Source organism: Algibacter sp. Ld11, assembly GCF_045066735.1.
Taxonomy (GTDB): domain Bacteria; phylum Bacteroidota; class Bacteroidia; order Flavobacteriales; family Flavobacteriaceae; genus Algibacter.
Genome location: NZ_JBISHH010000026.1, coordinates 294,145 through 318,163 on the forward strand (window position 1 = coordinate 294,145; position 24,019 = coordinate 318,163).

19 protein-coding genes are annotated in these 24,019 nt (G+C 33.0%); 10 read left to right on the forward strand and 9 right to left on the reverse strand.

Annotation, left to right across the window (positions count from 1 at the left end; genetic code table 11):
- Positions 1-97 precede the first annotated feature (97 nt).
- On the forward strand, positions 98-2,209 hold the full coding sequence (locus ACJJV4_RS17895; RefSeq protein WP_405296764.1) for a right-handed parallel beta-helix repeat-containing protein: 2,112 nt from the start codon (positions 98-100) through the stop codon (positions 2,207-2,209).
- 163 nt (positions 2,210-2,372) lie between these two features.
- Here ACJJV4_RS17895 and ACJJV4_RS17900 read toward each other — a convergent pair whose 3' ends face one another.
- A complete protein-coding gene (locus tag ACJJV4_RS17900) occupies positions 2,373-2,753 on the reverse strand; it encodes a LysM peptidoglycan-binding domain-containing protein (RefSeq protein WP_304406246.1) in 381 nt (126 codons plus the stop codon).
- A gap of 325 nt (positions 2,754-3,078) precedes the next feature.
- Here ACJJV4_RS17900 and rpsA point away from each other — a divergent pair, with 325 nt between their 5' ends.
- Positions 3,079-4,911 (forward strand): 30S ribosomal protein S1, encoded by a 1,833-nt coding sequence (rpsA, locus tag ACJJV4_RS17905; RefSeq protein ID WP_304406245.1) that lies wholly within the window; start codon positions 3,079-3,081, stop codon positions 4,909-4,911.
- Between the two features lie 316 nt (positions 4,912-5,227).
- Here rpsA and fumC read toward each other — a convergent pair whose 3' ends face one another.
- Positions 5,228-6,625, reverse strand: a complete 1,398-nt coding sequence (fumC, locus tag ACJJV4_RS17910; RefSeq protein ID WP_405296765.1) for a class II fumarate hydratase — start codon at positions 6,623-6,625, stop codon at positions 5,228-5,230.
- 186 nt (positions 6,626-6,811) lie between these two features.
- On the opposite strand from fumC, the gene ACJJV4_RS17915 reads away from it, so the two are divergent.
- Together ACJJV4_RS17915 and ACJJV4_RS17920 are read left to right on the forward strand one after the other, a co-directional pair.
- On the forward strand, positions 6,812-7,453 hold the full coding sequence (locus ACJJV4_RS17915; RefSeq protein ID WP_133968539.1) for a peroxiredoxin: 642 nt from the start codon (positions 6,812-6,814) through the stop codon (positions 7,451-7,453).
- Between the two features lie 93 nt (positions 7,454-7,546).
- Positions 7,547-7,723: a hypothetical protein gene (locus tag ACJJV4_RS17920; protein WP_405296766.1), complete on the forward strand. Its 177-nt coding sequence runs from the start codon at positions 7,547-7,549 to the stop codon at positions 7,721-7,723.
- A gap of 147 nt (positions 7,724-7,870) precedes the next feature.
- On the opposite strand, the gene ACJJV4_RS17925 is transcribed toward ACJJV4_RS17920, so the two are convergent.
- The 4 genes from ACJJV4_RS17925 to prfB form a co-directional block, all read right to left on the reverse strand.
- The gene (locus tag ACJJV4_RS17925; protein ID WP_405296767.1) at positions 7,871-10,285 is read right to left on the reverse strand and encodes a TonB-dependent receptor domain-containing protein; all 2,415 of its coding nucleotides are present in this window, start codon (positions 10,283-10,285) and stop codon (positions 7,871-7,873) included.
- Positions 10,286-10,464: 179 nt separating this feature from the next.
- On the reverse strand, positions 10,465-10,923 hold the full coding sequence (locus tag ACJJV4_RS17930) for a GNAT family N-acetyltransferase (protein ID WP_405296768.1): 459 nt from the start codon (positions 10,921-10,923) through the stop codon (positions 10,465-10,467).
- A 46-nt stretch (positions 10,924-10,969) separates the two neighbouring features.
- On the reverse strand, positions 10,970-11,311 hold the full coding sequence (gene arsC / locus ACJJV4_RS17935; RefSeq protein WP_405296769.1) for an arsenate reductase (glutaredoxin): 342 nt from the start codon (positions 11,309-11,311) through the stop codon (positions 10,970-10,972).
- A 61-nt stretch (positions 11,312-11,372) separates the two neighbouring features.
- Positions 11,373-12,483 (reverse strand): peptide chain release factor 2 gene (gene prfB / locus ACJJV4_RS17940; protein WP_405296770.1). Its coding sequence is split into 2 segments (ribosomal slippage): positions 11,373-12,419 and positions 12,421-12,483, totalling 1,110 coding nucleotides; the frame shifts between segments, so codons are not numbered across the junction.
- 93 nt (positions 12,484-12,576) lie between these two features.
- Between prfB and ACJJV4_RS17945 the strand changes: the two genes are divergently transcribed.
- Positions 12,577-13,593, forward strand: a complete 1,017-nt coding sequence (locus ACJJV4_RS17945; RefSeq protein ID WP_405296771.1) for a threonine aldolase family protein — start codon at positions 12,577-12,579, stop codon at positions 13,591-13,593.
- A gap of 9 nt (positions 13,594-13,602) precedes the next feature.
- Here the strand turns inward: ACJJV4_RS17945 and ACJJV4_RS17950 are convergent, their stop codons facing one another.
- Positions 13,603-13,926 (reverse strand): YbaB/EbfC family nucleoid-associated protein, encoded by a 324-nt coding sequence (locus tag ACJJV4_RS17950; protein WP_405296772.1) that lies wholly within the window; start codon positions 13,924-13,926, stop codon positions 13,603-13,605.
- Between the two features lie 144 nt (positions 13,927-14,070).
- On the opposite strand from ACJJV4_RS17950, the gene ACJJV4_RS17955 reads away from it, so the two are divergent.
- The 3 genes from ACJJV4_RS17955 (at position 14,071) to ACJJV4_RS17965 (ending at position 18,811) form a co-directional block, all read left to right on the forward strand.
- Positions 14,071-16,140 (forward strand): S9 family peptidase, encoded by a 2,070-nt coding sequence (locus tag ACJJV4_RS17955; RefSeq protein ID WP_405296773.1) that lies wholly within the window; start codon positions 14,071-14,073, stop codon positions 16,138-16,140.
- A gap of 77 nt (positions 16,141-16,217) precedes the next feature.
- A complete protein-coding gene (locus ACJJV4_RS17960; protein WP_405296774.1) occupies positions 16,218-17,258 on the forward strand; it encodes a PLP-dependent cysteine synthase family protein in 1,041 nt (346 codons plus the stop codon).
- Positions 17,259-17,551: 293 nt separating this feature from the next.
- Positions 17,552-18,811, forward strand: coding sequence for an aminotransferase class I/II-fold pyridoxal phosphate-dependent enzyme (locus ACJJV4_RS17965; protein ID WP_405296775.1), 1,260 nt, complete (start codon positions 17,552-17,554; stop codon positions 18,809-18,811).
- Between the two features lie 74 nt (positions 18,812-18,885).
- Here the strand turns inward: ACJJV4_RS17965 and ACJJV4_RS17970 are convergent, their stop codons facing one another.
- Together ACJJV4_RS17970 and ACJJV4_RS17975 are read right to left on the reverse strand one after the other, a co-directional pair.
- Positions 18,886-20,004 (reverse strand): GTP cyclohydrolase, encoded by a 1,119-nt coding sequence (locus ACJJV4_RS17970; RefSeq protein WP_405296776.1) that lies wholly within the window; start codon positions 20,002-20,004, stop codon positions 18,886-18,888.
- Positions 20,005-20,031: 27 nt separating this feature from the next.
- The gene (locus tag ACJJV4_RS17975) at positions 20,032-21,036 is read right to left on the reverse strand and encodes a transporter (protein WP_405296777.1); all 1,005 of its coding nucleotides are present in this window, start codon (positions 21,034-21,036) and stop codon (positions 20,032-20,034) included.
- Between the two features lie 169 nt (positions 21,037-21,205).
- Between ACJJV4_RS17975 and ACJJV4_RS17980 the strand changes: the two genes are divergently transcribed.
- Positions 21,206-21,457: a DUF4834 family protein gene (locus tag ACJJV4_RS17980; protein WP_405296778.1), complete on the forward strand. Its 252-nt coding sequence runs from the start codon at positions 21,206-21,208 to the stop codon at positions 21,455-21,457.
- Between the two features lie 113 nt (positions 21,458-21,570).
- Positions 21,571-23,991 carry a YfhO family protein gene (locus ACJJV4_RS17985; RefSeq protein ID WP_405296779.1) on the forward strand — a complete coding sequence of 807 codons (2,421 nt, stop codon included), beginning with the start codon at positions 21,571-21,573 and terminating at the stop codon, positions 23,989-23,991.
- Positions 23,992-24,019: the final 28 nt, after the last annotated feature.

Here is a 24,019-nt window from a genome sequence, read left to right on the forward strand (position 1 = left end):
TATATTAAAATAGCTGTTACTCATCTAAAAAACAATTTTCTTAACAATTTATTTTAGAAATTCGGAGTAATAATCAAATTCTAACTCAATTATAGAAATGAGAAAAGCCGTATTATTTATTTTGTGTTTTTTGTGCTTTACTGCAGGTGAAGCTTATGAACTTTCAACGATGCATTTTTTTGTAGCTACTAACGGAAGTGATACAAATCCTGGAACTAAAAAAAGGCCTTTTGCAACTATTAATAGAGCGAAAATGGCTATTCGTGGCCTTAGCAAAAAAGATAAAGATATTGTTGTTTACATACGTGGCGGACGCTATTATATGGATAAACCTATTGTTTTTGATGAATTAGATTCTGCTAAAGATGGGTTTAAAGTAACATATAAAGCCTATGGAGGCGAAAAACCAGTAATTATAGGAGGTAAACCGTTAAGCAATTGGGAAAAAGTAAGCGACGGACTTTTTAAAACCACAGTTGATATTAATGATGATGCATTTTTTCATATTTACGAAAATGGAAAAAGAGCTTTTGAGGCGCGATATCCTAATAAAGGATATCTTTTAGGAACTAAGAAAGAAGTAAAAAATAATGCTCTCGATTTGTCAGTTAATCCAGAAGATATAAAACCTGATTTTACTTTTAATAACCGAAGTAGAATTTATTTATGGCCAGGTAACGATTGGTTTTCTGCATTTGTACCTATAGCAGCAGTTGATAAAAATGAAGGAATTATCAGTGTTAGTGATACTTTACATGTTACGGATATTAACAAGAGAAGCCCGAGACGTTATTACCTTACCGGAATTAAAGAAGCTTTAGATGTGCCGGGTGAATTTTATTATGACAATGAAAACAAGGAGTTGTTTTACCGTCCCATTTCTGAAAACATTAATGATAGCGAAATTATTATTCCGCTTGTTAAATCAGTTATTAGGCTTGTAGGTAAAAATACGCCTGTTAAAAATATAACATTTAGTGGTATAGAATTTACCATATCACGTTTTGGTGCTTTCTTTACAGAAACAAAAAAGGGAACCCATGGAACGAATGGCTGGAACGAGCCCGCAAATAAAGAAGGCTTAATCTATTTTGAAAATGTTAATAGCTGTAGTTTAGATAATTGTCTTGTAAGTAATGCAGGTTATAATGGTGTAAGTATGGTTTGGAATGCTCAAAACAACATCATTAAAAATTCTGAAATTAAAAATTGTGGTTTCCATGCTGTTTTATTGTCTGGTTATAGAGCTGAATTTGGTTCGAAAGCGGATTTTAATAAAAAAAATGTAATAACAAATAACCATTTGCATCATTGTGGTGATCTTGTTGGTCATGGTGCGGGCATATTTGTTTGGGCTAGTGGACAAAATAAATTAACCAATAACGAAATACATGATATGCCACGTTATGGTATTTGTGTAAAAGGGCATCGTTGGGGAGGCAAATTTGGTGACGAGTCTCCTATAAAAATTAATACAGGAGAGATTGTTACAAAAGATAATAAATGGGATTTTATTCACTCACGAGAAAATTTTATTGCATATAATGATATTTACCAAGTGAGTGAAGACTCTGAAGATAATGGCATTATTTCTTTTTGGGGCTGCGGAAAAGATAACGTTGTATATAATAATAAGCTTCATGATATTACAAACAGAGCTGTTGAAGGAGGAACTATGGCTATTTATTTAGATGATGCTACCGATTTTGTGCAAGTTGAAAATAATATTATTTACAATATAAATTCAGGATCTTGGATTTACCCAATACTTGCCAAAGGCATTCACAATACTGTAATAAACAATTATATTATTTGTGAAAAATCAAATAGAGCAGCAATAAGAAATGTGACTCAATATAGCGAGGAAGTTAAATCTCATATTTACAAAAGAAATATTATTTATATGAAAGGTGAAGCAGACATCTATAGTTTTGGAACTTGGAATAGCACCAAATTAGCCGAATGTGATTATAATTTAATATTTAGTGAAGTAGGGACCTATAATTATAGAAGTGAAAAAATAATATTAAGTGCGAGTGATTGGCAAAAAGAGTTTAACAATAAGTTTGCAAAGCACAATGTGTATGCTAATCCTGAATTTTATAATGTTGAAACAAACGATTTTAGATTAAAAAAAGAGTCTCCAGCTTTTAAAATGGGAATTGTGCCTATTGATATTGAAAAAATAGGTGTTCAGAAATTGGATTAATCCTTTTTTTTATACTTAATACCAAATTCTATAAGCGTAAAAACAGTACCAATAATTTATATTAATCGAACTCGCGTAAATAAAAGTTTAAATAAAACATAAAAAACGCCTCTCTAAATTATTTAGAGAGGCGTTTTTTATTATTATAACGTTTTTGTTTTCCTTATAAATTAGGAATAATTAACTCTTGGTCTGGGTGAATTACATCTGGATTCTTTAAAATATCAGAGTTTGCTTTAAAAATATCTTGATATTTTGCAGCTTTACCATAATACTGAATCGCTATTTTTCCTAAAGTTTCACCACTTTTTACAGTATGTCTATGGAAAACAGTTTCGTCGGCAACCTTAATATCTGCCATAATATCCGATGGGTTTTCACCACCTATTTCTTTTATTTTATCCCAAATTAGGTTCTTTTCATAAGGCGTATTGGCAGTTCCGTAAACTTTTAGTTGTCCGTTTTCTTCCTTAACATCACCATTTTGAATGTTTAAGGCCTCGCCTAAATCTAATACAGGTTGGTACTTTGCTTTCATTGTCATAAGTGTAGATTTTATGTTTGTTTTACAGGTTCAATATAGCAAAACGGGTGCCAAATTGGAAGAAATATTATATATTTATTATTTGGCTAAGAATCAGTGGTTTAAAATTTTTTATTGAAATTAGGCTAATTGATTGAAAATATGTATTTTTGCACTCCTTTTAGCGATTTATTGGAACAGATAAAAGGAATGAAACTTTATATAAAAATAACACTTCTGTGTGTTACTCGCTTAAATCTTCCAAAACATATAGAATACAAAAACATAGTGCTGTTTTATTTCCGCGAAAGCGATGTATTTAAAACACATTATTAAATTTAATTAAATGGCGGAAAACGCAAACCCAGCTGAAGTTGAAGCAACTGAAGCAAACAATGTTGAAGCTCCAGTTGTATCTGAAGCAAAAGCAAACCCTGAAAAATTCTTAGCGGATTTTAACTGGCACAATTACGAAGAAGGAATTGATGAAGTTGATAGCCAACAATTAGAAGAATTTGAAAAATTAGTAGCTGAAAATTTCGTTGACACATTAAACGATGAGGTTGTTGAAGGTACAGTAGTACACATTTCTGATAGAGATGCTATTATTGACATTAACGCAAAATCTGAAGGTGTTATTTCTTTAAACGAATTTCGTTACAACCCAGGTTTATCTGTAGGAGATAAAGTTGAAGTATTAATTGATGTGCGTGAAGATGCAACTGGTCAATTAGTATTATCTCACAGAAAAGCTCGTGTAATCCAAGCATGGGATCGTGTAAATAAAGCACACGAAACTGGAGAAATCGTTAACGGTTTTGTAAAATGCAGAACTAAAGGTGGTATGATTGTAGATGTTTTCGGAATTGAAGCATTCTTACCAGGATCTCAAATTGATGTTAAGCCAATTAGAGATTACGATCAGTATGTAAACAAAACAATGGAATTCAAAGTTGTGAAAATCAACCATGAGTTTAAAAACGTTGTCGTTTCTCATAAAGCTCTTATTGAAGCTGATATTGAAATCCAAAAGAAAGAAATTATTGGTCAATTAGAAAAAGGTCAAGTATTAGAAGGTGTTGTTAAAAACATTACTTCTTACGGTGTATTCATCGATCTTGGTGGTGTTGACGGATTAGTTCACATTACAGATTTATCTTGGTCTAGAATCAACCATCCAAATGAGATTGTTGAGTTAGATCAAAAATTAAATGTTGTAATTCTTGACTTTGATGAAAACAAATCTAGAATCCAATTAGGTCTTAAACAATTATCTAAACACCCATGGGAAGCTCTTGCAGAAGAGGTGAAAGTAGGTGATAAAGTAAAAGGTAAAGTTGTTGTAATCGCTGATTACGGTGCATTTATCGAAGTTGCTGATGGTGTTGAAGGATTAATTCACGTTTCTGAAATGTCTTGGTCTACACATTTACGTTCTGCTCAAGATTTCGTTTCTGTAGGAGATGAGGTTGAAGCAGTAATCTTAACTTTAGATAGAGAAGATCGTAAAATGTCTCTTGGTATCAAGCAATTATCTGCAGATCCATGGACAGATATTACGTCTAAATACCCATTAGCTTCTAAGCACACAGGTATTGTACGTAACTTTACAAACTTTGGTGTTTTTGTTGAATTAGAAGAAGGAATTGACGGATTAATTTATATCTCTGATTTATCTTGGACTAAGAAAATTAAACACCCATCTGAATTCTGCGCTGTAGGCGATAAATTGGATGTGGTTGTATTAGAGTTAGATGTTGAAGGTCGTAAATTATCTTTAGGACACAAACAAACAACTGTTAATCCTTGGGATAAATACGAAACTGAGTTTGCTTTAGAAACAGTTCACAACGCTGCAATCACTGAGATTGTTGATAAAGGAGCTACTATCGAGTTTAACGAAGATATCGTTGCATTTGTACCATCTCGTCACTTAGAGAAAGAAGATGGAACTAAGCTTAAGAAAGGTGAAGCTGCAGACTTTAAAATTATTGAATTCAACAAAGAATTCAAAAGAGTTGTAGCATCTCACACTGCTGTATTTAGAGCAGAAGAAGCTAAAATGGTTAAGCAAGCAGTAAGAAAAGCAGAATCTCAAGCAGCAGAATCTAAACCAACTTTAGGTGATGCTAATGATGCTTTACAAGCGCTTAAAGATAAAATGGACGGAAAAGCATAATTTATTATGAGTTTTCAATTTCTGTGAAAACGGAAATCTATTTATAAAATTAAAAGCTCCTCAGAAATGAGGGGCTTTTTTTATGCATTAAAATTAAAAAAGGAAGTATTCTAATGCTGCAATTATAAAGTCCCGAATTTGCTGTTATGGTAGAATGTCAAGAAGACTTGTATTAAGTGATAAGAAAGAGCTATTAAGCGCTTTAAAGTGATTCTAAAAGAACTTAGTTGTACAATTTAATAGCCTTAGATTTACGGTAACAAAAAAGCCGATAACAAATGTTATCGGCTTTTCTAATATATAAAAAGATTGTTCACTATTTTAAAGCACCAACCATATCTTCTGGTTTTACCCAGGCATCATAATCTTCTGGAGTTACATAACCTAAACGAACAGCTTCTTCTTTTAAAGTTGTTCCGTTTTTATGTGCTGTATTTGCAATTTCAGCAGCTTTATAGTAACCAATTTTTGTATTTAAAGCTGTTACAAGCATTAACGAGTTGTTAAGTAGCTTTGTAATTACTTCTTGGTTTGGCTCAATACCAACAGCGCAATTTTCTTCAAAACTAGCACATGCATCACCAATTAGTTGTGCCGATTGTAAAACATTAGCAGCCATAACTGGTTTAAATACGTTTAGTTCGTAATGTCCTTGCATGCCTCCAACAGATACTGCAACATCGTTACCCATAACTTGAGCGCAAACCATAGTTAAAGCCTCACATTGTGTTGGGTTTACTTTACCTGGCATAATAGAACTTCCTGGCTCGTTTGCCGGAATTATAATTTCACCAATACCAGAACGTGGTCCAGAGGCCATCATTCTAATATCGTTAGCTATTTTGTTTAATGATACAGCAAGTTGTTTCAATGCACCATGCGTTTCTACAAAAGCATCGTGAGCAGCAAGTGCTTCAAATTTATTAGGAGCCGTTACAAATGGTAATCCTGTAAATTCTGCGATATATTCAGCAACACGTTTGCTGTAACCCTTAGGTGTATTTAAACCTGTACCAACAGCTGTACCACCTAAAGCTAATTCGCTTAAGTGAGCCAAAGTATTGTCTAAAGCTTTTAAGCCATGATCTAACTGTGCAACATAACCTGAAATCTCTTGTCCTAATGTTAAAGGCGTAGCATCCATTAAATGCGTACGTCCAATTTTTACAACATTTTTAAAAGCTTCAGATTTTTTCTTTAATGTTTCTCTAAGTTGTTTTACACCAGGAATTGTGGTTTCAACTATTTTTTTATAAGCTGCAATATGCATTCCGGTAGGGAACGTATCGTTTGATGATTGCGATTTGTTTACATCATCGTTAGGCTGAATAGTTTTATCGCCTTCGCCAACAACTTTTCCTGCCAATTGGTGTGCTCTATTAGCAACCACTTCATTAACGTTCATGTTACTCTGTGTGCCAGAACCTGTTTGCCAAATAACTAAAGGAAATTGGTCGTCGTGTTTACCAGCTAAAATTTCATCACAAACCTGTGCAATTAAATCTCTTTTTTCAATATCTAAAACACCCAATTCGCAATTTGTATAAGCGGCTGCCTTTTTTAAGTAAGCAAAACCGTAAACAATTTCTAACGGCATAGATGCAACCGGTCCTATTTTAAAGTTATTTCTTGAACGCTCTGTTTGTGCGCCCCAAAGTTTATCGGCAGGTACTTTTACCTCACCCATAGTATCTTTTTCTATTCTGTAACTCATAACATTAATGGTTTAATTATAAGTTACAAAGTTAATCGTTTTAGTCTGTTTTATTATGAGGAATGTCGTAGTTTTTCTCGTAAATTTTTTAACAAATTCATAAGATTTAAAATTATTTGCCCTGTTAAAAATGAATTATCTTTATAATGAATTTAAATAGTAATTAATTTTAAACTAAATATAAAAATGGCAACAATTAGATTAGGAGATGAAGCTCCGAATTTTACAGCAGAAACATCGGAAGGAACAATTAACTTTCATGAATGGTTAGGTGATAGTTGGGGAATACTATTTTCACACCCGGCAGATTATACGCCTGTTTGTACTACTGAGTTAGGAACCGTAGCTAGATATACCGATGAGTTTAAAAAACGTAACGTAAAAGTTGTAGCATTGAGTGTAGATGGTGTAGAATCTCACCACGGTTGGATAAAAGATATTAACGAAACACAGAATACCACAGTAAATTTCCCAATTATTGCAGATGAAGACGGAAAGGTTTCTGAACTTTATGATATGATACACCCAAATGCAGATAGCAAACTTACCGTGCGTTCTGTTTTTGTAATTGATAATAATAAGAAAGTGAAATTAATGATTACTTATCCAGCTTCTACAGGTAGAAATTTTGATGAGTTATTACGTGTTGTAGATTCTCTACAATTAACAGCATATCATAAAGTAGCAACACCTGCAAACTGGCAGAATGGTGACGATTGTGTGGTAGTACCAGCAATTGCAACGGCAGATATTCCTGCAATTTTTCCAAAAGGATTTAAAGAAGTAAAACCTTATTTACGCATGACGCCACAACCTAATTTAGATTAGTGAATAACCTGTTGATAAATCTTAATATTGTTATTGGAAAACAAAATGGTTTATACTATATTTGTGGCACATTTATAAAAGACACCAACAATTATGTTTGATTTTGATCAATATTTAGGCTTTTTAGCATTTTTAGGTATATTAACTTTAGGATTTTGGTTAATGATTTTCTTAGTAACCTTTATAATTCCTTACTGGGTTGGAGGTGCTTTAATTGAAAGATTAAAAGAGATTAAAGAAGAGAAGAAAGCAAAACGATTAAATGCTTAAAACTTAATTGAAAATATAATAAAAAGGAAACTCATTGAGTTTCCTTTTTTATTTTGCTTAAAGTTGGTAGACCCTTCGTTAAGAATTAAAAAAAAGCGTTGAAGTATATACTTTAACGCTTTTTTTAATGTGTTATATAAAGTCGATTTACATTTCCATACTATCACCACCTTCTCCATAGCCACCTTGGCGTTCTTGTTTCTTTTGTTGGTTAAATCGGTACGTAAATGATAAGTTATAGGTTGTGCCACCTCTATATTGAATTTCTTGGTATGCTGTAAACGTATCTGCAGTGATATCATTTCTATACACCCCTGTATTGAAAACATCTCTAACATTAAAGGCTATTGATGCTTGATCTTTCATAATATCCTTGCTCAGTGCTGTATTTACAGTTCCGCTACCTTGTCTGTCGTTTTGAGAGTCTTCACTTGCACCACGATAGTTTAGATTTGTTTGCCAATCCATAGCATATGGAAGTGTAAGTTTGTTTGTTAAACGTGCGTTCCAAGTTAAATTATTAGCGGTTAAATCAATATCTTCAAAACGCCCATCTCGCTCTAATTTGTAAATATTAAAATCTGTATTTACACGCCATTTTCTTGAAGGACTAAAGTTTAAATTAAACTCAAAACCATACCTGTCATCGGTTGCTAGGTTTACTGGGCCACGCTCTATTACTGGAAATTCTTCACCATTTATAGTAACTATATCTCCATTGTTTCTACTCACAAAAGAAATAACATCGGTAGAGTGTGAGTAGTAAACAGATGAGCTAAGTGTGAATTTTCCAAAACGATTTAAGTACCCTATATCAAAAACACTAGAGTAAGTTGGGTCTAAATCTGGATTTCCTTGAAAAACATTGGTTAAACTAGAACGTGATGGGAATGGGTTTAATTGAAAACCACGAGGTCTTCTTAGCCTTCTATTGTAGCCAATAGTCATACTTTCGTCTTCTGTAAATTTATAGCTTACATTTACAGTAGGAAATAGTCCGGTTAAATTTTTCCTTTTAAACTCTCCTGTCGTTGGTTGGTCTATAGTGGTTTTAGTATTTTCTAAACGAACACCTAAGAGGTATGAGAATTTGTCAATTTTACTCCCAAACTGAAAGTAAGCTGCATTTAAATATTGTTTAAAATTAAATAGGTTTGATAAGTCACTGCTAATTTCAAAAGCTCCTGTATCTTCATTAAGTAAGGAAACCTCATAATCTGTTTCGGTGGTACTAAAATCACCCCTATATCCCACTTCAATCTGGCTATTATCACCTAATGGTAATACATAGTCAGACTGTAATAAAACTTGCTGCTCGTCTTCTAAGGTTTGCAAAATATCTGTATCAATATCATCAACATTAATTAATGAATACTCATCATCATTCGAATTTTCAAACTGAAAATCGAAAGAGAATTTATGTCCAGAAGTTTTAAAATCTTTGGTGAAATTCAAAGAATATTGAAATGTGTTACTGTCACCGTTTTCAGGATCTTTACGAACACTTGTATTAGTTTCGTTGGTAAGTTTATTAAATTGCACTAGGTTATTCACCGAGTTGTTTTGGCTATTATTATCGCTGTAAACAACAGAGTTTGTTAAAGATGCCGAATCTGTAATGTACCATTCCACTCCAGTATTAGTTGTAATACCTTTTCGAGTATCTGTCCAGTTTCGCTTTTCATCTAAATCTGGTGTATTATCATCAAAATATTTAACATCGTTATACCACTTACCAATACTTTCTCTGTATCTGTATGAGGTTGTATTAAAAATATTTACGTTTCCTGTTCTATAATTAATATTTCCAGATAATCCTGCTGCATCAGGGTGACCCACATTAGCTGTTATAGAACCGTTAAATCCTAATAATTTGCTTCTACGCAGTATAATGTTAATAATTCCTCCCGTTCCTTCAGCTTCATATCGTGCGGATGGTGAAGTAATAACTTCAACTTTTTCTATAGCATCAGCAGGTAATTGTTGTAAGGCTTCTGCCGAATTTAAACCAACTAATCCAGATGGTTTTCCATTTATTAAAATACGTACATTGTCATTTCCGCGTAAAGCGACACCTCCTTCTGCATCTACAGAAACCGATGGTACATTATCTAAAACATCACTTACTGATCCTCCGCTTACGGTTAAATCTTTACCAACGTTATAGATTTTTTTATCAAGTTTAATTTCAACAGTGGTACGCTCTGCAATAATTTCAACTTCACCTAAAGATTCGGTATCAATTTCTAAAGAATAAGATCCAATATTTTCCGATTTAGTTATTTTTTTATCAGCTATTGTTATGGTTTTAAACGAGATGTACTCAATGGTAATATTGTAAAAACCTACAGGAACAGGGATAGAGAAGTTTCCTTTTAAATCTGTAATGCCGCCAGTTTCTATTTTATTCTCCGTTTTGTTGAAAAATGCAATTGTAGCGTATTCTAAAGGTTGATTGGTTTCTTTATCTATTACTTTTCCGCTTATTGTAACTTCTTTTTGAGCGGTAACAATGGTTGAGAATGTGCTGAATAAAAAAAATAAAAATAGTTGTTTTACCATGGAGGTCTATATAATTTTGGTTGAAAATTTTAGACTGCAAATTTATGGCTTGATAGAGCGTGTTTCAGTTAAAGCTTTGTTAATTAACATGACCGAAATTAACGTTTGTAGATAGGGAAGTGTAAAGGCCTTCAATGAAGCTTTTAGACGCACCTATAATTATCATAAGCTTCTAATAGTTATATTTTTTTTATTACGTTATAAATATTCGGAATGTGTTTTTCCATATAAAATTCAGGATTAGGTAATTCTGTAAAGCCAAATTTTTTATAAAGCCATTCTGCCGTATCTGTTAGTAAAATCCAGCGCCTTAACCCTTGAAGATTAGGGTGATTCATGATTTCATTTATTAGCCATTTACTCAGCCCTTTCCCTCTATACTCCTTTAGTACAAAAACATCGCCTAAATATGCAATAGTTGCATAGTCTGAAATTATTCGAGCATATCCTATTTGCTTATTTTTGTAATAAAGCCCAAAATTTAAAGAGTTTTCAATAGATGTTTTTAGCGTGTTTAGTGGAATCCCGTTACTCCAGTCGGTTTCATTTGCAAGAAAAGTGTGAATTGCAGCAACATCAAGTTTATTCTTATCGGTCGAAATAGTGTATTCGTTATTATGAACTTCTATGATTTCCAAATTAGTTTTTATTATATTTTCATATATAATCCTTAACGAATCCTATTTAAACAATATCAACAATCAAGCTAGGTGGCCTTCCAATAACAGCTTTATTTTCGTTCACCACAATTGGGCGTTCAATAAGCTTCGGGTTTTGCACCATGGCCTCAATAATTTCCAGGTCAGTTAAGTCTTTACCTTTAAAATTACTTTTCCAAATGGCTTCGTTTTTTCTAACCAATTCTAAAGGTTTTATTTTTAAAAGACTTATTATTTCTTCTAATGCTTTCGCGGAAAGGTTATCGTCCAAATATTTTACAATTTCGAAAGGTTTTCCCGATTCTTCTAAAATAGTTAGCCCTTGTCTTGATTTTGAGCAACGTGGGTTATGATAAATTTTAATCATGCTATTTATATGTTATTCTACAGCATGAGTTTTAAAGCTCGTGCTGTATTTATATTGTTTGTTATAATTGTCCGTCGTCTTCAACTTTCTGTCCCATCATCATTAAATAGGCCTTTAAAAAACTGTCAATATTACCATCCATAACGGCATCCACATTACCCGTTTCGTGGGCAGTACGGACATCTTTAACTAATTTATAAGGGTGCATAACATAATTTCTAATCTGGCTTCCCCATTCAATTTTCATTTTACCTGCTTCAATATCATCACGTTGTGCCAATTGTTTTTGCAGTTCAATTTCATATAACTGCGACTTTAGCATTTGCATAGCGCGCGATCGGTTATCATGTTGAGATCGTGTTTCCGAACATGATATTTGAATACCTGTAGGTTTGTGCGTAAGCTGTACTTTGGTTTCAACTTTATTTACATTTTGTCCACCAGCACCACTAGATCGCGCAGTTGTAATCTCGATATCAGCAGGATTTATTTCCACTTCAATGGTATCATCGACAAGCGGATATACATAAACCGAAGCAAAACTAGTATGGCGTTTGGCATTACTATCAAAAGGAGAAATACGTACTAATCTATGCACGCCATTTTCACCTTTTAGCCAACCAAAAGCAAAATCGCCTTCAATTTCTAGCGTTACGGTTTTTATACCAGCAACATCACCTTCTTGAAAGTTGAGTTCCTTTACCTTAAACCCACTTTTTTCAGCAAACATTAAGTACATACGCATAAGCATATTTGCCCAATCGCAACTTTCTGTTCCGCCTGCACCAGCTGTAATTTGTAGCACGGCGCTTAAGCTATCACCTTCTTCCGAGAGCATATTTTTAAACTCAATATCTTCTAGCTGCGTTGCTAAAATGTTGTATTGTGTTTCTACGTCTTCAGCTGTGGCTTCATCTTCCTTAAAAAATTCATAGAGAACTTCAAGATCTTCAAATCTGGTTTTTGCTGTTTTATAATCTTCTACCCATTTTTTCTTCACACGTAGTGATTTCATTATAATTTCTGCAGCTTTAGAATCGTTCCAGAAATTGGGGTCAAAAGTTTGTTCTTCTTCGTTTTGTATCTCTATCAGTTTGGCGTCTATGTCAAAGATAGTGCCTAAGTTTATCGAGGCGGGTATTAAGATCTTTAATTTGATCGGAAGTTATCATGTATCATGTATTTAGAACAAAAATAAGATTTCTTTATCCCAGCAGAAAACAAATCTGAATATAATTTTATAGCTTTATCCACAAATTGAAGATATGATTATTGATTTAAGAAGCGATACTGTTACCAAACCATCTAAAGACATGTTAAAAGCGATGATGCAAGCAGAAGTTGGCGATGATGTGTTTAGAGAAGACCCAACGGTTAACGCATTGGAAAGCCGAATTGCTACTATGTTTGGAAAAGAAATGGCATTGTTTTTCCCTAGTGGAACGATGGCTAACCAAACCGCTATTAAATTACATACAAATCCTGGAGATCAGGTTATTTGCGATAAATATGCACATATTTTTAATTACGAATCTGGTGGCGCATCTTTTAATAGTGGCGTGTCTTGTAATTTGCTAGATGTTAATAATGGTATTTTTTCGGCTAAAGATGTCAAAAATGCAATTAATCCAGATGCCTATTATTACAGTAAAACGAGTTTAGTTGAAATTGAAAACACGGCAAATAGACGAGGAGGTTCCTGTTGGGATTATAATGAAATACTTAAAATTAAAACCGTTTGCGATGATAATAATTTGGGATTTCATTTAGATGGCGCGCGTTTATGGCATGCTTTGGTTGCAAAAAATGAAACTACGGAACAGTATGGAAAAGCTTTTGATACCATTTCGGTATGTTTAAGTAAGGGATTAGGTTGCCCAGTTGGTTCTGTTTTGGTAGGTGATAAAGCCATCATGAAAAATGCGATTAGAATCCGTAAAATATTTGGTGGTAATATGCGCCAAGTTGGGTATTTAGCGGCAGCCGGTTTATATGCTTTGGATAATAATTTAGAGAGATTGACTGAGGATCACCAGAAAGCAAAAGAAATTGGAAATGTTTTAAGTGCGCTTTCTATTATTAAATCTGTAGAACCTATAGAAACTAATATTGTTATTTTCGAATTAAATAGCAATGTTAATGAAAAAGAATTCACTCAAAAATTAGCCGATAAAAATATACACATTATAAGTATGGGCGGTAATAAGTTGCGTATGGTAACGCATTTAGATTACACTAATACTATGCACGACAAACTTTTGAGTGAATTGGTAAAACTTTAATACGCAAGATTATTTAAACATATCCATACCAGGTATGTTTGGCATGCCGTCTTTGGCAGCGGCAGCAAGTTCAGCTTCGCTAATCTCAGTTGCTTTTTCAATAGCCTTGTTAAGCGTTAGAATAAGGTAATCTTCGAGTTGATCTTTATCTTCTAATAAAGCATCATCGATGTCAATAGATTTAATAGTTCTATTGGCTGTTAATGTAATTTTAAGCTTGTTGTCGTTACTGGCTTCATCTACTAAAACCGTGTTTAAACGCGCTTTTGTTTCTTCTACTTTTTTCTTGGCTTCTTTGAGTTTACTCATCATGCCCATCATGTCTCCAAACATATTTTAATTTTTTTTTAAGGGGGTTGGTGATGCAAATTTATCAAATACTAAGCCAAATTGTTGTATTTTAAATGAAAAATGAAAATTTCGACTATTCTTTTATGCTTAAGTTTTACTTTTGCCGCTTCGTGTAAAAATATAAATATGAGTAAATCTACAAATGAAGTCGCTATGCCTTCAGCTAAAAAAATATCAAAAACATTAGAAATTCACAATGATGTTAGAATCGATAATTATTATTGGTTAAACAATCGTGAGAACCCTGAGGTTATAGAGTATTTAAATGCTGAAAATGCCTATACTAAAGCTATGATGGAGCATACCGAAGGTTTTCAGAAAGATTTATTTGAAGAAATGAAGGGTAGAATTAAGGAGGACGATTCGTCCTTACCTTATAAGTTAAACGGGTATTGGTATATTACACGTTATGAAACGGGGAAAGATTATCCTATATACCTTCGTAAAAAAGAAAGTTTAGAAGCTGAAGAGGAAATTTTATTCGATTGTAATGAAATGGCTAAAAACGAATCTTATTTTAGTTTAGGAGGGATTTCTATAAGTCCTGATAACAAAATGGCAGCTTTTTCTACAGATACTGTAAGCAGAAGGCAATATACGGTTCAAATTAAAAATTTAGAAACAGGCGAAGTTTTAAGCGATAAAATTTTAAATACTACCGGAAGTGCCACATGGGCAAACGATAATAAAACATTATTTTACACCATGAAGGATGCTGTTACATTGCGTTCTCATAAAATTTTTAAGCATAAACTACATAGCGATTCTAAAGCAGATATTGAGGTTTATCAGGAAGCCGATGAAACCTTTAATACCTTTGTTTACAAAACAAAATCTAAAAAATATATTGTTATAGGCTCTTCGAGTACATTGTCTTCAGAGTATCAAATTTTAAGTGCAGATACTCCGGATGCCGACTTTAAAATGTTTCAAGAAAGAACTGATGATATGGAATATAGTATCGCACATTATGATGATGCGTTTTACGTTATTTCTAATTGTGATGGCGCTACTAACTTTAAACTGTTAAAAACAAGTGAAACAGCTACAGAGAAAGAAAATTGGAAAGATTTATTACCACATAGAGAAGCTGTTTTATTAGAAGATATCGAGATTTTTAAAGATTATTTAGTTGTTAATGAGCGTGAAAATGGATTAAATAACATAAGAATAATAAGTTGGGATGGGAGCGAAGATTATTACCTACCTTTCAACTCAGAGACCTATACATCTTACATTGGTAATAATCCTGATTTTGATAGCGATGTTATGCGTTATGGGTTTAATTCGTTAACCAACCCAAGTTCGGTAATGGATTATAATTTTAAAACTAAAACGAGCGAAGTTAAAAAGGAACAAGAGGTTTTAGGAGGGAAATTTAATAAAGAAAATTACGAATCTAAGCGTGTTTGGGCAACAGCACGCGATGGTGTAAAAGTGCCAATGTCTTTAGTTTATAAAAAAGGAATAAAGTTAGATGGTACTAATCCATTATTGCAATATGCATATGGTTCTTATGGCTCAACAACAGACCCTTCGTTTTCTACAATTCGTTTAAGTTTACTAGACCGTGGTTTTGTTTATGCCATTGCCCATATTCGTGGCGGAGAATATTTAGGACGCCATTGGTATGAAACTGGAAAACTATTAACCAAGAAAAATACTTTTACCGACTTCATAGATTGCTCTCAGTTTTTAATTGAAGAAAATTATACTTCAAATAAACATTTATATGCTTATGGCGGTTCGGCAGGAGGTTTATTAATGGGCGCTATAATTAATATGAATCCGGAATTGTACAATGGAGTTTTGGCAGCCGTACCATTTGTAGATGTGGTTACTACCATGTTAGACGATACAATTCCTTTAACGACAGGCGAGTACGATGAGTGGGGAAATCCAAATAATGAGGAGTATTACCATTACATGAAATCGTATTCACCTTACGATAATGTAGAGGCTAAAGACTACCCCAATATGCTAGTTACAACAGGTCTACATGATTCTCAAGTGCAATATTGGGAACCTGCAAAGTGGGTTGCAAAACTTAGAGAATTGAAAACAGATAGTAATATATTAATGTTGCAAACCGATATGGAATCGGGTCATGGTGGCGCTTCCGGACGTTTTGAAAGTCTTAAGGAAGTTGCGCTAGAATACGCATTTTTACTAGATTTAGAGGGAATTAAGCGCTAATAAAAAAAAATGTCTTATTTTTGTCAAGTTTTAAGAAGCATAGATTTTTTATATCGTGCAACTTGTAAATTGAATTTATGAAACACAGAAATCAAGTATTTGATAATGTATTAGAGTTAGTTGGCAATACACCTTTAGTAAAGCTAAATAGAATTACCTCTAAGTTCGAAGGAGATTTTTACGCTAAAGTAGAATGTTTTAATCCAGGACAATCATCAAAAGATAGAATAGCACTTTATATTATAGAAGAAGCCGAAAAGAAAGGCATTTTAAAACCTGGTGATACAATTGTAGAAACTACTTCTGGTAACACTGGTTTTAGTATTGCAATGGTGAGTATTATTAAAGGATACGAGTGTGTGTTAGCAGTAAGTTCAAAATCTTCTCCAGATAAAATTGATATGTTGCGTACTATGGGGGCTAAAGTTTATGTTTGTCCTGCTCATGTTAGTGCAGACGATCCAAGATCGTACTACCAAGTAGCAAAACGTATTCATGAGGAGTTAAAAGGTTCAGTTTATATCAATCAGTATTTCAATCAGTTAAATATTGATGCACATTACAATTCTACAGGGCCAGAAATTTGGAAACAAACAGAAGGGCAAATAACGCATTTAGTAGCGTGTAGTGGTACTGGAGGAACCATTTCTGGAACAGCAAAATATTTAAAAGAACAAAACCCAAATATAAAAGTAATTGGTGTTGATGCTTTTGGTTCGGTTATTAAAAAATATCATGAAACTAGAGAATTCGACGAAAAAGAAATTTATCCATATAGAATAGAAGGCTTAGGTAAAAATTTGATTCCCGGTGCTACAGATTTTGATATAATAGATCAATTTGTAAAAGTTACCGATGAAGAAAGTGCGCATACGGCTAGAGAAATTGCAAGAACAGAAGGCATGTTTGTTGGTTATACGTCTGGTGCAGCAACACAAGCTATTAAACAACTTGGAGAACTAGGTGAGTTTAAAAAGGGAGATAAAATTGTTGTAATTTATCCAGATCACGGTTCTCGTTATATGAGCAAAGTTTATAGTGATAAATGGATGAGCGATCAAGGTTTCTTTGATTCTCAAAATGAAGCAGCAGCGCAAAGTATTCAATACATAAAATAATTAAATACAGAATATAATACCGGTCCATAATTTACAAATTTGTAAAATATGGACTTTTTTTATGCTTTAAAAAATCGATATAGCTCATTTTTTTAACTTTATTGTCTATATTTCGTAAATGCATGGTAAAAAATTATGTTCAAACCATATAAATATTTAATTTTGCACGGACTGACTAAAACCAAAACATTCTTGATTCTTTCATAAACAACTCGTTCTGTTTGTGTTCCTGAAAAGTTGTTTAATAGGTTATAGTTATATCTAAAGTTTAATAGCAATACCATTTATAATAGATGAAGGATTTATTTGAAAAGATTTATAAAGACAAAGGACCACTAGGAAAGTGGGCGTCTCAGGCTGAAGGTTATTTTGTATTCCCAAAATTGGAAGGCGAAATTTCTAATAGAATGAAGTTTCAAGGAAAAGACGTAATCACATGGAGTATTAATGACTACTTAGGTTTAGCCAATCATCCAGAAGTTCGTAAAGTAGATGCGGAAGCTGCAGCACAATATGGTTCTGCTTACCCAATGGGGGCAAGAATGATGTCTGGTCATACAGATTTACACGAACAACTTCAAAATGAATTAGCGTCTTTTGTAAGTAAAGAAGCTGCTTATTTATTAAACTTTGGATACCAAGGTATGGTATCTACCATTGATGCTTTAGTTTCTAAAGATGATATTATTGTTTACGATGTAGATGCTCACGCTTGTATTATTGATGGTGTGCGTTTACACATGGGTAAGCGTTTTACTTATAAACATAATGACATTGAAAGTTTAGAGAAAAACTTGGAGCGTGCTACTAAAATGGCAGAACAAACTGGAGGAGGGATTTTAGTGATTTCTGAAGGTGTTTTTGGAATGCGTGGAGAGCAAGGACGTTTAAAAGAAATAGTTGAGCTTAAAAAGAAATTTACTTTCAGATTATTTGTTGATGATGCACACGGTTTTGGAACTTTGGGAGCAACAGGAGCAGGAGCTGGAGAAGAGCAAGGCGTGCAAGATGATATTGATGTATATTTTGCAACTTTCGCTAAGTCTTTAGCAAGTACAGGTGCTTTTATTGCTGGTGATAAAGAAATAATCGATTATTTAAAATATAATTTACGTTCTCAAATGTTTGCAAAATCTTTGCAAATGCAATTAGTTGCTGGAGCTCTTAAGCGTTTAGATATGCTTAGAACTATGCCAGAATTAAAAGCAAAATTATGGGAAAACGTAAATGCATTACAATCTGGATTAAAAGAGCGTGGTTTTGATATTGGTACAACGCAAAGTTGCGTAACACCAGTATATTTAAAAGGGTCTATTCCTGAGGCTATGGCTTTAGTAAAAGATTTAAGAGAGAACTACGGTATTTTCTGTTCAATAGTTGTTTACCCTGTAATTCCAAAAGGTTTAATTTTATTAAGATTAATTCCTACTGCAACACATACATTAGAAGATGTTTCTGAAACTTTAAATGCATTTGATGCTATTAGAGAGCGTTTAGAAAATGGAACTTACAAACGTTTATCTGCTTCAGTTATGGCAGCAATGGGTGAGTAGTTTCACAAATAAAATAGATTATAAAAAAACCGATTCAATTTTAATTGAATCGGTTTTTTAGTTTTATTATAAATCTAAAGTAGCTTTTTATAAGTTTTTCTTCTTTTATAAACTACCGGATCAAAATGTTTCCATATTTGGTGTATGGCGTGGTTATCTTCAAGCTCTGGAGTTCTAAAGCAGGTTTGTATACCTTTTTCTTTAAAAGTCTCGTAGTACTCATTAAAAATTACGGCATGTACACCTTTGTTTTGGTAGTCTGGATGAATTCCTATTAAATAGAAAATAACATCTTTACTATTTTTTTTAGCACTCAAAATATGCCTAAAGCCGAAAGGAAAGAGTTTTCCATTCATCTTTTTTAAAGCTTCGGCAAATGCAGGCATAACAATAGCAAAACCTACCAGTTCATCATTTTTATCTACAACAAATTTGATGTATTCAGGATTTACGAAACTGATAAATTTCTTTTTAAAATATGCTTTTTGAATATCATTTATAGCTACAAATGATGATAACGAAGCATAGCTTGCGTTAAATAAATCGAACATCTTATCGACATAAGGCATTACTTCACTCGTTTTAGTGAATTTTAAAGCTTTTAGTTGGTAGCGTCTTTTTATTAGTTCTTGTGCCTTTTTAAAAAATTCTGGTTTTACATTTTCAAAAGGAAAACGACTTTCTGAATAAGATTTTTCAATCTCGTATCCAGCCGCTTCATAATGCTTGATATAGTAGGCATGATTGTACCAGGTAACCATGGGTGCAATGCTATCAAAACCTTCCGTCATAACACCAACCTTATCAAGGTTAGAGAATCCAACAGGGCCTTCTGTAAATTCTAGGTTTTTACTTTTTCCGATTTCTGAAACCTTATCAAGTAAAGTTTTAGAAACTTCTAAATCGTCTATAAAATCGAACCAGCCAAAACGCATTTTTTTTATGTTTTGATTGTCAATCTCTAAATTGTTAGTAATAGCTGCAATTCGCCCAACAATAATATTATTTTTATAAGCTAAAAATAACTGTGCTTCGGCGTCTTTAAAAACGGGGTTTTCATTTTTATCAAAGGTGTTCATCTCCTGACTAATAATAGGAGGTGTCCAATATTTACAGTCTTTATAAAGTGTGAAAGGAAATTTTACAAATACCTTTAAGTCTTTTTTAGTTTTTACTTCTTTTAGTGTAATCATAATACTTTTATGATAGATTTATCTTAATTAATCTTCAAAATCTATAGCGTCTCTTTTTGGTTTTTTTGTAGTTTTTTTTGCTGCTTTTTTGCCGCTTTTTTTCTTTTTATTTCCTGATCTTTTAGCGGTATCTTCAATTGAGTTTCCATTATCAATTTCTTTATCTTTATGGAAATCTAATCGGTAAGACATTCCGAAATTTACACTAAAAACAGATGGTGTATCTTTTGTATTGAATGTTAAAGCGGTATCTAGCTGAAAATCTTTACCCCATAAATAAGCGCCACCAAATCTAAACAAATTATCGGCGTAATAATCACTTTGAATACCTTGTGTTTCTCCGAAAACAACCCATTGTGGACTAAAAGAATGCGTTAAGGTTAGGATGTATGAAAAGTCCGATTGATCTGTGCCTATGCGGTCTTTTATTAAATTCATTACAAAAACCCAGCCTCCAGAAAAGTTGTTTTGTGTAGCAATCATTACTTTAGGGCTGAAACCTTCTATAGCATCTGCAGTATATGGATTATCTGGTGTATCAAAGTTTGCACCAGCATAAATTGCTATGGCAGGAATTAACGATTTCCATTTAAAGGTGTGGTTTGCTTTCCAACTGTAAAGGTTCGGTTTATCATCTTCTGCGTTTTTGTAAGGGTCGTAAACTAAATATTTAGCTCCAAGAGTTAAATATTTAAAATTAGAACGACGATCTTTGTTATCTAAATTTGAAAAATAAGATTTATTGTCACTTTGGTAGTTTCCTTCAAAATTTAATTCTAATTGTTCCCATAATAACCCGTAACGTACAGCAAAATCGGCACCAAATCCTGAGACTTTATATCCTATGGCTGGCGTGCGCTCTTCTTCAATTATATAGGGGCCAACTTCAAATTGAGCTACATTGGTTCCTACAGAAAACGCACTTCTGGAAACACCCGGTCTGTTAGAGTTTATAACATCGGTATATTGGCAAAATGCTTGGGTTGAAAAAAATGTGAGTAGGAGAATTAAAATCGATTTGATAGCTTTCATAGTTGAAATTTTTAACGCGTTGTGCACACGCGCAGATTTTATAATTTTAAGTACTAATGATTAAGGGTTTTCAAATATAGATATTTTATATATTTTTTATCATTTTTCAATGTTTTTTAAACGTATAGAATTGTATTTTTGTTGTTAGTTTTAATCAAAAGTTTGACTTATGGGTTTATTAAGAACCATATTTATAATTGTTTTAGTCTATTATTTATTTAAAGTGCTTTCTAGAATCTTTGCACCTTTTTTAATGAAGTTTGCTGTAAAAAAAGCAGAAGAGCGTTTTGGTGGTCAGTTTCAAAAACAACAACAACAGCCTGCAAAGAAAGAAGGAGAAGTGACTATCGATAAAATCCCGAATACACGAACGTCTAATAAAGATGTTGGTGACTATGTGGATTACGAAGAAGTAGATTAAGGCAAATTCTTTTTTTATTTCCGCGAAAGCATAATGTTCTTAAAATTAGAGTTGAACTTCTATGCTAAGAAAATAATTACTAATTTTCACATTCATTGTTTTAAACTACTTTTATGCAATTTTCAATTAAACGCATACTTCCGCATATCTTGGTACTTCTAGGGTTTGTAATATTGTCTTTGGCTTATTTTAGCCCCGTTTTACAAGGAAAAGAAATTTATCAAAGTGATATTGTTCAGTTTATAGGCATGAGCAAGCAGCAAAAGGATTTTAAAGCTGAAACTGGCGTAGAAACCTATTGGACCAATGGGGCTTTTGCGGGAATGCCAACCTATCAATTAGGCGCAAGATATCCTCATAATTACATTAAAAAAGTTGATGCTGCACTACGATTTTTACCTCGTCCTGCAGATTATTTATTTTTATATTTAATGAGTTTTTATGTACTGCTATTAGTGCTTAAAGTGGATTATAAACTCGCAGCTTTGGGTGCCTTAGCCTTTGGGTTTTCAACATATTTAATTATTATCTTAGGTGTAGGCCACAACAGTAAAGCGCATGCTATTGCGTATATGCCGTTAGTTTTAAGCGGAATAATACTCACTTTTAGGCGGAAATATATAGCTGGTTTTTTACTAACCGTTTTGGCAATGGGTTTAGAAATTGTATCGAACCACTTCCAAATGACTTACTATTTGATGTTACTCGTGCTTATTTTAGGAATAGCTTATTTAGTCGATGCCTATAAAAAGCAAGTTTTACCTCATTTTTTTAAATCGGTTGGTATTTTATTCGCAGCAGTTATTTTGGCTATTGCTTTAAATGCAACAGGTGTAATGGCTACGCAAGAGTATGTAAAAGAAAGTACACGTGGTAAAACGGAACTAACCATTAATGCCGATGGATCTCCAAAAGTAGTTTCAAACGGATTAGATAAAGACTATATCACGCAATTTAGTTATGGTTTTGCTGAAACTTTTAACCTATTTATACCTCGATTTATGGGAGGTGGTAATGGTGAAAATGTTGGTAAAGATTCTGCTACTTATGAAGCTTTTAGAAAATTAGGAGCTACAACAACTCAGGCCGCCGAGGAGGCAAAACGAGCACCCTTGTATTGGGGTGATCAACCCATTGTAGAAGCACCGGCATATGTAGGAGCTGTTATTTTATTTCTGTTTGTATTTGCTTTATTTTTAGTAAAAGGGCGTTTAAAATGGTGGCTTGTTGGCGGCACGCTATTTTCTTTATTATTGTCTTACGGTAAAAACTTAGGGTTTTTAACCAACTTTTTTATCGATTACGTACCAATGTATAACAAATTTAGAGCGGTAACTTCCATACAAGTTTTATTGGAGTTATGTATACCAGTATTAGGGATTTTTGGTTTGGTGCGTTTGTTCAATACTTTTGAAAAAGAAGAAGAAAAGCTAAATGCGTTAAAGTATGCTACAATAATTACTGGTGGTTTAGCGCTTTTATTTTTAGTAATGAAATCGTCTTTATTTGATTTTGTTGGCGTTAACGATGGTTTTTACCGTCAGAATTACGGACAAGATTTTGTAGATGCCATAAGAGAAGATAGAAAAAGTGTTTTTACAACAGATACACTTAGAAGTTTAATTTTAGTACTGCTATCGGCTGGTTTAATTTGGAACTATTTAAAAGGAAAATTAAAAGAAAACTTACTGATTATAGGCTTTGCTGTGCTATTAATGTTCGATTTAATTGGAGTGGATAAAAGATATGTAAATAGTGACGATTTTGTATCTTCTATTAAAATGAACAAGCCTTTTGAAGCTAACGAGGTTGATAAAGCTATTTTACAAGATAAAAGTTATTATCGCGTTTACGATTTAGTTTCAGGACGATCAAAACCATCATATTTTCATAATTCTTTAAATGGTTATAATGCCGCTGAGTTAAAGCGCTATCGTGAGGTTTTCGATTTTTATATTTCTCAAAATAATATGAATGTGCTTAATATGTTTAATACCAAATATATTATTGCTCAAGGTGAAAAAGGAGAAACCTTTCCATACACCAATAGAGATGCGAATGGTGCGGCTTGGTTTATTAGCGAACTTAAAAAGGTAGATTCTGCTAACGAAGAAATTAAAGCTTTGGATAGTTTAGATAATAAGCATGTTGCTGTTTTTGCTAAAGGAAAAGATGACATAATTCCAACGGAAACAAAAAAGTTTAATGTTGATTCTTTAGCAAGTATAAAAATTGTTGAGCACAAACCAAACTATTTAAAATACGCTTCTAGCAACGCAAATAAAGGTTTTGCAGTGTTTTCTGAAGTGTATTACGGAAACGGCTGGAAAACGTTTATCGATGGTGAAGAGACCGAGCATATACGTGTTAATTATACGCTACGTGGTTTAGAAATCCCGGAAGGAAAACATGAAATTGTGTTTAAGTTTGATCCAGATGTAGTGAAAACAGGAAGCTCAATTGCACTTGCTAGTTCTGTTTTATTCGGACTTTTATTACTAGGCGGACTTTTCTACGGATTTCAAAAGAAATAGTTTTTTATTTCTACGCATATCGAAATTT